Below are 12,734 nucleotides of genomic sequence, written 5' to 3'. Positions count from 1 at the left end.
AATAGCCTATTGATTGTTTGTGTTTGGGTAAATTTGTAATTTCAATTCACAAAAAATGTCTGTAATAAACAAAGCTGGAAATCAAAAACCAGTTTATGCCATATTGCTTGCCATAAGTGCAGCCCATTTGCTCAACGATTTACTGCAAGCAGTGATTCCGGCTATTTACCCAAAGTTAGAAGCTGCATACGATTTGTCATTTGCACAAGTGGGTATGATTACACTATGTTACCAATTGGCAGCTTCGATATTTCAGCCAGTTGTTGGTGCATATACCGATAAAAATCCTAAACCCTATTCGCAGATTTTTGGAATGTTTTTTACCATGGCAGGAATTGCTTTGCTTGCTTTTGCGCCGAATTATGAAGTGATTTTAGTTTCGGTATTTTTAGTAGGTATTGGTTCTTCTATTTTTCATCCCGAATCATCACGCGTGGCGTTTATGGCATCAAATGGAAGAAGAAGTTTTGCACAATCGGTTTTTCAAATCGGCGGAAACACCGGAACAGCTCTGGCTCCGTTATTAATTGCATGGATTGTATTGCCCAACGGACAATTGTATATCCTTTGGTTTGTGGGATTTGCTATTTTGGCTCAATTTATTTTAAGCTACATTGCCAAGTGGTATCAAAACAAATTAAAAATTGCATCAAGATCAACCAAAAAAGTCATTCAAGTGCCCGATTTGTCTGCTTTTAAAATAAATGCAGCAATTACTATTTTATTGGTATTAATTTTCTCGAAATATTTTTATGTGGCCAGTATCACCAGCTATTTTCAGTTTTATACCATGGATAAATTTGGTTTGAACGAAGTTCAGGCACAAGTGTATTTGTTTTATTTCTTGATTTCGGTGGCAGTTGGCACCTTGTTAGGCGGAATTTTCGGAGACCGCTTCGGTCGGAAATACGTTATTTGGTTCTCGGTTTTGGGTGCAGCTCCGTTTACCTTGGCATTGCCTTACGTAGATTTTCAGTTAACCGGAATTTTAATCGTGATCATTGGCTTGATTATTTCATCAGCATTTCCTTCAATTTTGGTTTATGCGCAAGAATTATTGCCAAAGAAATTAGGAATGGTTTCGGGCTTGTTTTACGGTTTTGCATTTGGAATGGGCGGAGTAGGATCGGCAGTTTTAGGACTTTGGGCAGATGCAACTTCTATTGAACATATTTACAATATTTGTTCGTATCTTCCATTAATAGGCGTTATTGCTTATTTCCTTCCGAATATGCAGAAAATCAACTATAAAAACATTGAATAATGATTACAACTGAAATCAAAAATAAAATAATAGAAATTGTTGGTACATCATACGTTTTTACCGATGAGGAAACCTTGAACGAATACGGAAAAGATCATACCGAAGATTTGGTTTTTCCGCCTTCCATTTTGGTGAAACCGGCTTCAACAGAAGAAATCAGCGCTATAATGAAAATCGCTTTTGAATACGCTATTCCCGTAGTTCCAATTGGAGCTAGAACGGGTTTAAGTGGCGGTATTTTAGCGGTTCATAAAGGTATCGGACTTTCGTTGGAACGATTGAATAAAATAGAAAAAATCGATGAAGAAAATCTGCAAGTAATTACACAACCTGCTGTTATTACCGAAGTTTTGCAACAAGCCGTTGCCGAAAAAGGATTGTTTTATCCGGTGGATCCAAGCAGTAAAGGCAGTTGTTTTATTGGTGGAAATATTGCTGAAAATGCAGGTGGTGCTCGGGCTGTGAAATACGGCGTTACGAAAGATTATGTGTTGAATTTAGAAGTGGTTCTCCCGAATGGAGAAATTATATGGACGGGTGCAAACACGCTTAAAAATTCAACCGGATACAATTTAACGCAGTTAATGGTGGGCAGCGAAGGCACTTTGGGCATTGTTACAAAAATTGTTTTAAAATTGACACCAGCTATTCAGCACAACGTATTGCTATGGATTCCATTTTTTAAGATGGAACAAGCAGCAGCGGCAGTTTCGGCTATTTTTAAGGCAGGAATTGTTCCAAGTGCGTTAGAATTTATGGAGCGCGATGCTATTTTGTGGACCAGTAAATTTGTTGAAGTGCCCGATGTTTACTTAAAACCCGAAAACGAAGCACATCTGTTGGTTGAAGTAGATGGTAATTATCCTGAAATATTAATGAATGAAGCGGAAAGAATACTTGCTGTAGTTGAACAGTATGAAGTGGACGAAGTGCTTTTTGCAGACACAACCGATCAAAAAAACACACTTTGGAAATTGCGCAGAAACATTGCCGAAGCTGTGAAACAAAACACCGTTTATAAGGAAGAAGATACCGTGGTTCCTCGCTATGAATTGCCAAAATTATTGATGGGAATTAAGGCTATTGGTGAGAAATATGGCTTTAAAAGTATTTGTTACGGACACGCTGGCGATGGAAATTTGCATGTAAACATTGTAAAGTTAGATATGACCGAAGAAACTTGGAAAAACCAAGTTCCAAAAGGAATTAAGGAAATTTTTGAGTTAACAAAATCATTAAACGGAACCATTTCGGGCGAACACGGTATTGGTCTGGTTCAAAAAGAATTTATGTCGATTGTTTTTACTGATGTTGAACTGCATCTAATGTATCAAATCAAAAAAATATTCGATCCAAAAAACATCATGAATCCTGGAAAAATATTTCCTTCAAAATATGCTCATTAATGCATAAACATTTTTTGCTTTATAAACCCGCAGGTTATATTTCCCAGTTTGTTTACGAAAAAAAACGAAACAAAAAAAAACTCGGCGAATTGTTCAATTTTCCCGAAGGAACAATGGCGATTGGCAGGTTAGACGAAAATTCGGAAGGTTTGCTAATGTTGACAACCGATGGCAAAATAAGTGAAGAAATTCGCAGTGCACATTACGAAAAGCAATATGTGGTTCAGGTCGATGGAATTATCACCGAAGAAGCGATTGAAAAATTGCAAAAAGGTGTTGAAATTGGAGTTAAAGGAGTTCGAGTAACCACCAAAAAATGTTTTGCCGCAATTATTAAAAAACCCGATTATGTGGGTGAAGGTTACCGCATTCGCAGCGATCGTCACGGTCCCACTAGTTGGCTGACCATTACATTAACGCAAGGAAAATTCCGTCAGGTTCGCAAAATGACTGCGGCTGTTGGTTTCCCAACGTTACGTTTAATCCGCATTCGTATCGGTAATTGGACTTTGGAAGGAATGAATGTAGGTGAAGTTGTGCAAATCCAACTATAAATGCAACAAAAAATCCCACCAATAATGATGGGATCAATTAGGTTATCTTTCAATTTCTTTTAAGCTTTCCATTTTTTTGTTTGCCAAGAAACCTTTAATATCTTCAAAATGTTCTTTCACGCGCTTGTTTCCAAATTCAAAAACTTTTTCTGCCAAACCATCTAGAAAATCACGGTCGTGGGAAACTAAAATCAACGTTCCGTCAAAATCGCGCAACGCATCTTTGATGATGTCTTTGGTTTTCATATCCAAATGGTTCGATGGTTCATCTAAAATCAGCAAATTCACCGGTTCCAACAATAATTTAATCATTGCCAAACGTGTTTTTTCGCCACCCGAAAGTACTTTTACTTTCTTTTGAATGTCATCACCTTGAAACATAAATGCACCCAAAATATTTTTGATTTGTGTACGAACATCACCAACGGCTATTCGATCAATCGTTTCAAAAATTGTCGCGTTTTCATCTAACAATGCGGCTTGGTTTTGAGCAAAATAGCCAATTTGTGCGTTATGTCCAATTTCTACCGAACCACCATTGATTTCAATTTCTTTCATAATGGCTTTAATCATGGTTGATTTTCCTTCTCCATTTTTACCTACGAAAGCTACTTTTTGTCCCCGTTCGATCACTAAATTAGCATCTTTAAAAATCAATTTATCGTCATACGATTTTTCTAAATCTTTCACAATCACTGGATATTGACCTGAACGAACCGATGGTGGAAATTTCAACTTCAATGCCGAATTATCTACTTCATCTACTTCAATCGGAACTATTTTTTCTAACATACGAACGCGCGATTGCACTTGTTCTGTTTTGGAAAAAGTACCACGAAAACGCTCAATAAACGCTTGGTTATCAGCAATAAACTTTTGTTGTTCTTCATAAGCTTTTTGTTGATGAATGCGTCGTTCTTTTCGCAATTCCAAATAGTGAGAATATTTCGCTTTGTAATCGTAAATTCTTCCCATGGTAACTTCAATAGTTCTGTTGGTAATGTTATCAACAAACGCTCTATCGTGCGAAATGACCATTACGGCTTTTGCCTGATTGATTAAGAAATCTTCCAGCCATTCAATACTATCCATATCCAAGTGGTTGGTTGGCTCATCAAGCAAAATTAAATCGGGTTTTGTCAATAAGATTTTAGCCAATTCGATACGCATTCTCCATCCACCCGAAAATTCTTTGGTAGGGCGATTGAAATCTTCTCTTTCAAAACCTAAACCTTTTAAGATTTTTTCTACTTCTGCTTCGTAATTTACTTCTTCGATCGAATAATATTTTTCAGATAATTCTGAAACTTTTTCGATCAATTTCATGTATTCATCGCTTTCATAATCGGTACGGACAGTCAATTGCTCATTGATTTCGTAGATTTCCTTTTTCATATTCAAAACACCTGAAAACGCTTTTGATGTTTCTTCCATCACCGTACAATTATCTTCGGTCAATAAATGCTGTGGCAAATAGGCAATAACGGCATCACTTGGTGCCGAAATATTGCCGCGAGTAGGTTTGTTTACACCCGCCACAATTTTCAATAAGGTAGATTTTCCCGCACCATTTTTACCCATAAGGGCAATTTTATCGGTTTCGTTAATGGCGAAAGTTACTTCGCTGAAAAGTGTTGTTCCGCCAAATTCTACGGCAATATCGTTTACTGTAATCATTTTATAAAAATAAGTTGTGCAAAGATAAAATAAGATGTGATAAAAAAAAGCTAACGGTTTGTTAGCTTTTAAATATTGTATTACTAGGTATACTGATTATTGTTTAGAACTGTACAATTAAGAGATAATGTTTTATTAAAATTAATGGTATGAGAAAGTACCTATAACTTCTCCATCAATTGCCAATTTAACTGGATATTTTTTAGCATTAAATTCAATATCGAATTTCAATCCAGTATCTTCAATAACTACATTATCGCCCCATGTAAATATTTTTTTTATCTCTGGTGTTTCTGAATATTTAGTAGTTTGTACAGAATTAAGATCAAATTTATAAATATTAGTAACAATAGTTCCATCAGACATTGTTACATCCTTTCTTGTACAATTGTTTCCTATATGCTGATATTGTGTTGAGAAAGATAATACATCATTTGAATAATTTTCAGACTTAATTAAAACTTTATTACTATCATATTCGTATCTAACCTTTACAATAGGATTGATCCCTATCGTAACAGTTTCACTAATTAGACCTGCAGAATTGTAAAAGAAATCCATCCCACCATTAGCTTGACCGTCCTTATAATATCTCTTATTAATAATTTTATTACCATTATAGTTATATTTAGTCAAGATATCGCTTCCTTGCTGTACAGATCTAATTTCGCTTACATAACCATTCTCCCCATAATAATAATATAAATCACCATTATATATACTAGTTTGTTTAGCTATTTTTAAGATAGGCTCTGATTGCGAGTCATTGATTGGGTCTTTTTGATTGTTATCATCACTCGAACATGATGCAAAAACTGCTATAGCAGCAAAAAGAAGTAATTTCTTCATTAGTGATTTAATTTTAAATTTAACTAGCAAAATTACTAATTTTCAAAGTATTCAGCAACATAAATATCCTAACAAAACCAAGCTTTCACAAATTGCACATTTTACAATTATATACCATCAAATTTCATTAACTTTGCTTATTAGAATTGAACAAAATGATGGAATCGGTTTTAGACACAAACAAACCGGCTACTGGTAAACCAAAATGGTTACGCGTAAAATTACCAACCGGAAAAAAATATACAGAATTAAGAAGTTTAGTTGATAAATACAAGCTAAACACAATTTGCACTTCAGGAAGTTGTCCAAACATGGGCGAATGTTGGGGCGAAGGTACAGCTACTTTTATGATTTTAGGAAACATTTGCACACGTTCTTGCGGATTTTGCGGTGTAAAAACCGGTCGCCCTGAAACGGTAGATTGGGACGAACCTGAAAAAGTTGCCCGTTCTATTAAACTAATGAACATTAAACATGCCGTATTAACCTCTGTTGACCGCGACGATTTAAAAGATGGCGGTTCCATTATTTGGGCAGAAACCGTTAAGGCGGTTCGCAGAATGAGCCCGGGAACTACAATGGAAACATTAATTCCTGATTTTCAAGGTATCGAAAGAAATATCGACCGTATTTTGGAAGTGGCTCCTGAAGTGATTTCGCACAATATGGAAACCGTTCGCCGATTGACCCGAGAAGTGCGTATCCAAGCAAAATACGACCGTAGTTTGGAAGTTTTACGTTACCTAAAAGCAAACGGAGCTAAAAGAACCAAATCGGGTATTATGCTTGGTTTGGGCGAAACCGAAGATGAAGTAATTCAAACCATGCACGATTTGCGAAATGTTGGTTTAGATGTTTTAACAATTGGGCAATATTTACAGCCTAGTAAAAAACATTTACCAGTGAAAGAATTCATTACGCCGGATCAGTTTAAAAAATACGAAGAAATTGGATTGAACCTTGGTTTCCGCCATGTTGAAAGTGGTGCTTTGGTTCGATCTTCTTATAAAGCACAAAAACATATTTTGTAAATTAGTTTAATGCTTAAGGTTTAAAGTTACAGATAGAAACGTTAAACTATAAATTTTAAACCTATCAATAATGAAAACAAAACACACCTTAATTATTTTAGCAATTGGCTTCTTTGTAATTTTAATTGGAGCGGTTTTAAAGATTACCCATTTAGAAATTGGTCCTTTAAATGGCAATAGTGTTTTAACAGTAGGTATGTTGGTTGAAATGATCGGTGGAGTTTTACTTATATATAAATTGATTACTGCTAAAAAATCAAATGATTTTTTAAATTCATAAAAATCCAGGAATTTTGAAACCTGAACAAAAAATAAAAATCGCTATTAACGGATTTGGTCGAATTGGTAGAAACCTTTTCCGTTTGCTGCTTCATCATCCGCTCATAGAAGTGGTTGCTATTAACGATTTAGCCGATACCGCTACAATGGCGCATTTGTTAAAGTACGACAGTGTGCATGGAAAATTATCTGAAAACGTATCGTATAATGAAGATCATTTAATTGTAAATGATACCCAAATTGTGTTTTTGCACGAAAAAGATATTGCAAAATTAAACTGGAAACCTTTCAATGTTGATTTTGTAATTGAAGCTACCGGGAAACACAAAACCGCAGATTTATTGCAGTATCACATAAGAAACGGAGCAAAACGAGTCATTCTTTCGGTTCCGCCTGATGACAACGAAATTAAAACTGTTGTTTTGGGTGTGAACGAATCTATTTTGAATGGTTCAGAATTAATTGTTTCAAACGCAAGTTGTACTACCAACAACGCAGCGCCTATGGTTAAAGTAATTGATGAATTATGTGGATTAGAAAAAGCTTTCATCACCACGGTTCACTCCTACACCACTGATCAAAGTTTGCACGATCAACCTCATAAAGATTTACGCAGAGCGCGTGGAGCAGCACAATCGATCATTCCAACAACAACAGGTGCAGCAAAGGCATTAACCAAAATTTTTCCTGAATTTGAAGGGAAAATCGGCGGTGGCGGAATTCGCGTTCCTGTTCCCGATGGTTCTTTAACCGATATTACCTGCTATGTAAACCGCGATGTTTCGGTGGAAGAAATCAACGAAGCATTTAAAAAAGCAGCCGAAAATCAATTGAAAGGAATTATGGAATATACCGAAGATCCAATTGTGTCGGTTGACGTTTTAGGAAATACGCATTCTTGTTTGTTCGATGCTCAATTAACAGCTGTTTTAGGACGAATGGTAAAAATTGTTGGTTGGTATGATAACGAAATTGGATATTCTTCCCGATTGATTGATTTAATTCTGTTTATGCAAAATAAGAAACAGAATTGATATATTTGCAAAATTTATAACTTATACTCCATGAAAACATTAGACAAATTAACGGCACGCAGCGGAAATCAATGCGAATTATGTTCTGCAACAGAAAATTTATCCATTTACGATGTTCCGCCAACAGCAAGTAATTTATCAGACCGCGAAATTTTAGTTTGCGAGACGTGTTTAAATCAAATCGAAAAGAAAGAAGAATTAAATGCAAACCATTGGCAATGTTTGTCCACTTCTATGTGGAACGAAAATATTCCGGTACAGGTTGTAAGCTGGCGCATGTTGAACCGCTTTAGAAACGAAAGCTGGGCTGCCGATTTACTAGATATGATGTATTTAGACGATGACACCTTAATTTGGGCAAAGCAAACCGGAGATCATGAAGGCGACGGAAGTATTGATTTACACAAAGACTGCAACGGAAATATTTTAGTAGGTGGCGATACGGTAACACTTATTAAAGATTTAGATGTTAAAGGGTCAACTTTAAATGCAAAAATTGGTACTGCAGTTAGAAATATCCGCTTGGTTCATGATAATACCGAACAAATTGAAGGTAAAATTGATGGTCAACAGATTGTTATTCTTACAAAATATGTAAAAAAGCAAGCGTAAATAGTAAAAAAATTATCATTTTAAAGATGTTGTTGTTAAAACAGCATCTTTTTTTATGTTTAACATTTTCTGGCACATCATTTGAAAAGCTATTCATATCAAACAATAATTTTAAAACAAATTGTATTATGAAAGCATTATTCACCTTAGCACTCATAGCCGTTACAACAATTGCAAGTGCGCAACCGGGACACCACAGAGGGAGCCACAAACATAAAAAACACCACAAAAAGCATTATACACATAAACATCACAGAGATGATGACCGCTATTATCGCCACAATCAAAGAAGAGTGGTACGATACGACCGCCAAAGAGATGCGCATTATTACGTTAATCGAGAAATGAGTCGTTATGACTTTTTGAGATTATCTCGTGCACAAAGAGCTAAGTTACAAGTTTCTTTAAATTATATGATTGTAAATAATTATGGTCCAACAGCTTACGAAAGAAGACTACGTGCCGATTTAAGAAATATTTTAACACGCAACCAATACAGAATGTGGCAACGCAATGCATACAGAGGCGGCGGAAATACATTTGTTTTTAATTTTAACCGATAATTTCACTAAAATACATCCAATAAAAACGAAAACCTCCGAATTGATGATTCAAAACGGAGGTTTTCTATTTATTAAACTAAACTATTTATTATCTAGTAAATAATAATTCGCGGTATTTTGTCAACGTCCATAATTCATTATCAACCATCAATTCTAATTTATCAGCATGGTAGCGAATTTCATCAAAATACGGTTTCACGTTATCGCAATACGCATGTGCCATTTCTTCAATAGTGGTTAAATTATTTGCATCTTTACGAGCATCCATCATCGCGTGTAATTTGGCATTTAGCTCGTTAATATGCATCGAAATTTTCTTTAAAATCAAAATTTGTTCAGTTGCATAATCTTCATAATCTTTACCAAAAATTTCTTTTAAGCCTTTGATGTTTTCAATCAATAAATTTTGATATTTAAAAGTAGTAGGAATGATGTGGTTGCGAACAATATCACCCAAAACTCTGCCTTCAATTTGCACTTTTTTCACATATTCTTCCAATTCAATCTCGTAACGTGCTTCCACTTCGGTGTGGTTCATCACGTTCAATTCAGCAAACAAATCCAATGCTTTTTTAGAAACCTTTGCCTTAAGAGCATCCGGAGTCGTTTTGTGATTTGATAAACCTCTGCGTGCAGCTTCTTCTTCCCATTCTTTGCTATAACCGTCGCCTTCAAACAAAATATGTTTGGTTTCTTTAATGTATTCGCGCAACACGTTAAAAATAGCTTCGTCTTTTTTCAATCCGTCTTTTTCAACCAAAGCTTCTACTTCTTTTCTAAAATCGTTCAACTGTTTTGCCACAATGGTGTTCAAAGTGGTCATAGAAGTAGCACAGTTTGCTGTTGATCCAACGGCACGAAATTCAAATTTATTCCCTGTAAACGCAAAAGGTGAAGTTCTGTTACGATCGGTGTTATCCAACAAAACATCTGGAATTTTGCCCACAACATTCAACTTTAAATCGGTTTTTTCAGCTGGTGATAATTTTCCTGTAGATACCCCTTCTAAATATTCTAAAACTTTTGTCAATTGTTGCCCGATAAAAATCGAAATAATTGCTGGTGGTGCTTCATTTGCACCCAAACGGTGATCATTGGAAGCCGATGCTATCGACGCACGCAACAATTCTTCATAATTTGAAACCGCTTTAATAGTATTAATGAAAAACGTTAAGAATTGTAAATTGCTTGTTGGTGTTTTTCCTGGTGATAATAAATTGATACCAGTATCGGTTGCTAATGACCAGTTGTTGTGTTTACCCGATCCGTTTACGCCTTTGAATGGTTTTTCGTGAAATAGCACTTTAAAGTGATGACGCTCTGCTACTTTTTGCATTACATCCATCAATAAAGAATTATGATCTACTGCTAAATTGGTTTCTTCAAAAATCGGTGCCAACTCAAACTGATTAGGTGCAACTTCATTATGGCGTGTTTTTACCGGAATTCCCAACAACATACACTCGTTTTCTAAATCGCGCATATAGTTTAAAACTCTTGTAGGAATCGATCCAAAATAATGATCTTCTAATTGTTGTCCTTTAGCCGAAACGTGACCCAACAAGGTTCTACCCGTTTGCAAAATATCCGGACGCGATGCGGCCAATGCATCATCAATTAAGAAATATTCTTGTTCCCAACCTAATGTTGGTGTTACTTTTTTAACGTTTTTGTCGAAGAATTTAGCAACTTCAGTCGCAGCTTCATCAATAGCAGATAATGCTCTTAACAAAGGCGCTTTATTGTCTAATGCCTCTCCCGTGTAGGATACAAATACAGTTGGAATACATAGCGTTGTTCCAAAAATAAACGCAGGCGATGTAGGGTCCCAAGCAGTATATCCACGTGCTTCAAATGTGTTTCTAATACCTCCGTTTGGAAAAGAAGATGCATCAGGCTCTTGTTGAACCAATTGAGATCCACCAAATTTTTCTACTGGATCAGACCCATCGAATGAAGTTTCAAAAAAAGCATCGTGTTTTTCTGCAGTAGTTCCTGTTAATGGCTGAAACCAGTGTGTGTAATGTGTTACACCTTTGCTCATAGCCCATTCTTTCATACCCAATGCAATATAATCTGCCATTTTACGGTCGATTTTTATTCCATGATCAACTGCAGAACGAACTGCTTTGTACGCTTCAGGGGTAAGGTGCTGGCGCATTGCTTTGTCATTGAAAACATTGCTTCCAAAAATTTCTGATTTCTTACCAATTTCTGATACCGGAACTGCCGGTCGATTGCTTGCTGCTTTTAAAGCTTCAAAACGAAAAGTTGCCATAATTCTTTATATGTGTTGTTTGAAGGAACAAAAATAATAAAAAAAATAAACAAAAATAAAAACACCCCCTAAAATTTAGGGGGTGCTTCACAAAACAATTAATTTATTTTTTCAATTTCAAGGTTTTTATTGGTGCGTTTTCCAATCCTAATGCCGAAATAGTGGCGTTATAATCATTATAGTTTATTTTCTGAGCGAATCCACCAGGAACCACTACTACTCGAAAAGTTTGACGGTACACAAATTCATTGTATTCTGCGTTTGATAGTTCATTAACAGGAAAATTAGCTGAAAAATATACTTTTACATCAAATCGCGTAAAATCATAATCGTATTTCACCATATCGTTTCCTCCTAAATTATAAGAAACAGGAACTAATGTCCAAGAATTTCCTTGCCATCTGTAAACCAACACGTTATCGCTGTCAAAAATCGGAGTTGTAAAATTCCAAGTTGCTGAATAGGTATAGGCATCTTCTTGTGTGCTGATTGTTTCATTGGTTAGTTCAAAAACTTGTGAATATCCATCAACATAGTTTTCATCGTAATATTCTTCGATAGTACAGCTTTGCAGTGCTGTTAATCCTATGAATGCTGCTAAAAGTAATGTTATCTTTTTCATAATATATGTTGTTTAAAAATCTTAATTAATTACATAATACCTAATTTCATTAATCGTGCCAAAAATGCAATTTTAAGTAAGTATTTTGTAAATTTGAGTAAATTTATTTTAAAAAATTATGGAACACATCTTTTTCAAGGGCCAGGTTTTATGGAGTATGATTGATGCCAACCGACACCTTCGACATTCGGCATACAGCGATTTTTGTACACAAGCCCGCAACAATTTAATGGTTCATATAGGTTTATCGGTTAATGAATGTGCAAAATTTGGTATTGCACCGATATTATTTAGGGAAGAAACTATTTTTCACCGAGAAATTAAGATGGATGAAGAAATTGAAGTTGCAGTTGAAATGACCAAACACAATAAACTAAACAATCGTTTTTCAATTGCTCATACAGTTTATAAGGCAGATGGAACTAAAAGTGCAACAGTACACGTGGACGGCGCTTGGTTTGATTTAAAAACCCGTAAATTAACTGCTTTGCCGCCCGAAGTGGTGGCGATTGTAAATAAAATTCCTAAAAGCAGGAGTTTTATTGAAGAATAAAAAAAAATCGAA

Annotated in this window: 13 protein-coding genes; 9 read left to right on the top strand and 4 right to left on the bottom strand. The window is 35.4% G+C overall.

What is annotated here, in order from left to right:
* Window positions 1–55: 55 nt before the first annotated feature.
* From MG290_RS03295 to MG290_RS03285, 3 genes are read left to right on the top strand one after another with little or no spacing between them, the layout of a single operon-like run.
* Window positions 56–1,264, top strand: coding sequence for an MFS transporter (locus MG290_RS03295; RefSeq protein WP_264562486.1), 1,209 nt, complete (start codon window positions 56–58; stop codon window positions 1,262–1,264).
* The gene (locus MG290_RS03290) at window positions 1,264–2,670 is read left to right on the top strand and encodes an FAD-binding oxidoreductase (protein ID WP_264562485.1); all 1,407 of its coding nucleotides are present in this window, start codon (window positions 1,264–1,266) and stop codon (window positions 2,668–2,670) included. Before MG290_RS03295 ends, MG290_RS03290 begins: the two co-directional genes overlap by 1 nt.
* Window positions 2,670–3,224 (top strand): pseudouridine synthase, encoded by a 555-nt coding sequence (locus MG290_RS03285; RefSeq protein WP_264562484.1) that lies wholly within the window; start codon window positions 2,670–2,672, stop codon window positions 3,222–3,224. The genes MG290_RS03290 and MG290_RS03285 overlap by 1 nt, the downstream gene beginning before the upstream one ends.
* 42 nt (window positions 3,225–3,266) lie before the next feature.
* On the opposite strand, the gene MG290_RS03280 is transcribed toward MG290_RS03285, so the two are convergent.
* Both MG290_RS03280 and MG290_RS03275 read right to left on the bottom strand, forming a co-directional pair.
* Window positions 3,267–4,901: an ABC-F family ATP-binding cassette domain-containing protein gene (locus MG290_RS03280; RefSeq protein WP_264562483.1), complete on the bottom strand. Its 1,635-nt coding sequence runs from the start codon at window positions 4,899–4,901 to the stop codon at window positions 3,267–3,269.
* Window positions 4,902–5,042: 141 nt separating this feature from the next.
* On the bottom strand, window positions 5,043–5,750 hold the full coding sequence (locus MG290_RS03275; protein WP_264562482.1) for a hypothetical protein: 708 nt from the start codon (window positions 5,748–5,750) through the stop codon (window positions 5,043–5,045).
* A 158-nt stretch (window positions 5,751–5,908) separates the two neighbouring features.
* On the opposite strand from MG290_RS03275, the gene lipA reads away from it, so the two are divergent.
* The 5 genes from lipA (at window position 5,909) to MG290_RS03250 (ending at window position 9,269) form a co-directional block, all read left to right on the top strand.
* Complete coding sequence (lipA, locus tag MG290_RS03270; protein WP_264563174.1) at window positions 5,909–6,781, top strand: lipoyl synthase; 873 nt, start codon at window positions 5,909–5,911, stop codon at window positions 6,779–6,781.
* A gap of 70 nt (window positions 6,782–6,851) precedes the next feature.
* Window positions 6,852–7,061 carry a GldL-related protein gene (locus MG290_RS03265; RefSeq protein ID WP_264562481.1) on the top strand — a complete coding sequence of 70 codons (210 nt, stop codon included), beginning with the start codon at window positions 6,852–6,854 and terminating at the stop codon, window positions 7,059–7,061.
* A gap of 13 nt (window positions 7,062–7,074) precedes the next feature.
* Window positions 7,075–8,094: a type I glyceraldehyde-3-phosphate dehydrogenase gene (gene gap / locus MG290_RS03260; RefSeq protein WP_264562480.1), complete on the top strand. Its 1,020-nt coding sequence runs from the start codon at window positions 7,075–7,077 to the stop codon at window positions 8,092–8,094.
* A 30-nt stretch (window positions 8,095–8,124) separates the two neighbouring features.
* Entirely contained in the window at window positions 8,125–8,706 is a 582-nt protein-coding gene (locus MG290_RS03255; RefSeq protein ID WP_264562479.1) for a PhnA domain-containing protein, read from the top strand.
* 128 nt (window positions 8,707–8,834) lie between these two features.
* Entirely contained in the window at window positions 8,835–9,269 is a 435-nt protein-coding gene (locus MG290_RS03250; RefSeq protein WP_264562478.1) for a hypothetical protein, read from the top strand.
* Window positions 9,270–9,357: 88 nt separating this feature from the next.
* Here the strand turns inward: MG290_RS03250 and MG290_RS03245 are convergent, their stop codons facing one another.
* Together MG290_RS03245 and MG290_RS03240 are read right to left on the bottom strand one after the other, a co-directional pair.
* Complete coding sequence (locus MG290_RS03245) at window positions 9,358–11,547, bottom strand: glutamine synthetase III family protein (protein WP_264562477.1); 2,190 nt, start codon at window positions 11,545–11,547, stop codon at window positions 9,358–9,360.
* Window positions 11,548–11,650: 103 nt separating this feature from the next.
* On the bottom strand, window positions 11,651–12,169 hold the full coding sequence (locus tag MG290_RS03240; protein WP_264562476.1) for a hypothetical protein: 519 nt from the start codon (window positions 12,167–12,169) through the stop codon (window positions 11,651–11,653).
* Window positions 12,170–12,287: 118 nt separating this feature from the next.
* Here MG290_RS03240 and MG290_RS03235 point away from each other — a divergent pair, with 118 nt between their 5' ends.
* Window positions 12,288–12,722, top strand: a complete 435-nt coding sequence (locus MG290_RS03235; protein WP_264562475.1) for an acyl-CoA thioesterase — start codon at window positions 12,288–12,290, stop codon at window positions 12,720–12,722.
* Window positions 12,723–12,734 lie beyond the last annotated feature (12 nt).

Origin of the sequence: Flavobacterium sp. CBA20B-1 (genome assembly GCF_028473145.1) — a bacterium.
GTDB lineage: Bacteria > Bacteroidota > Bacteroidia > Flavobacteriales > Flavobacteriaceae > Flavobacterium.
Note: the sequence above shows the minus strand (reverse complement) of the source record. Positions and strands in the feature narration are given on the sequence as shown.

Bases quoted from the DNA above. Each gene is read 5' to 3' on its own strand.
- MG290_RS03290 (WP_264562485.1), top strand. From the start codon at position 1,264: ATGATTACAACTGAAATCAAAAATAAAATAATAGAAATTGTTGGTACA.
- MG290_RS03280 (WP_264562483.1), bottom strand. From the start codon at position 4,901: ATGATTACAGTAAACGATATTGCCGTAGAATTTGGCGGAACAACACTT.
- MG290_RS03265 (WP_264562481.1), top strand. From the start codon at position 6,852: ATGAAAACAAAACACACCTTAATTATTTTAGCAATTGGCTTCTTTGTA.
- MG290_RS03235 (WP_264562475.1), top strand. From the start codon at position 12,288: ATGGAACACATCTTTTTCAAGGGCCAGGTTTTATGGAGTATGATTGAT.
- MG290_RS03250 (WP_264562478.1), top strand. From the start codon at position 8,835: ATGAAAGCATTATTCACCTTAGCACTCATAGCCGTTACAACAATTGCA.
- MG290_RS03285 (WP_264562484.1), top strand. From the start codon at position 2,670: ATGCATAAACATTTTTTGCTTTATAAACCCGCAGGTTATATTTCCCAG.
- MG290_RS03255 (WP_264562479.1), top strand. From the start codon at position 8,125: ATGAAAACATTAGACAAATTAACGGCACGCAGCGGAAATCAATGCGAA.
- MG290_RS03275 (WP_264562482.1), bottom strand. From the start codon at position 5,750: ATGAAGAAATTACTTCTTTTTGCTGCTATAGCAGTTTTTGCATCATGT.
- MG290_RS03295 (WP_264562486.1), top strand. From the start codon at position 56: ATGTCTGTAATAAACAAAGCTGGAAATCAAAAACCAGTTTATGCCATA.
- lipA (WP_264563174.1), top strand. From the start codon at position 5,909: ATGGAATCGGTTTTAGACACAAACAAACCGGCTACTGGTAAACCAAAA.
- MG290_RS03240 (WP_264562476.1), bottom strand. From the start codon at position 12,169: ATGAAAAAGATAACATTACTTTTAGCAGCATTCATAGGATTAACAGCA.
- MG290_RS03245 (WP_264562477.1), bottom strand. From the start codon at position 11,547: ATGGCAACTTTTCGTTTTGAAGCTTTAAAAGCAGCAAGCAATCGACCG.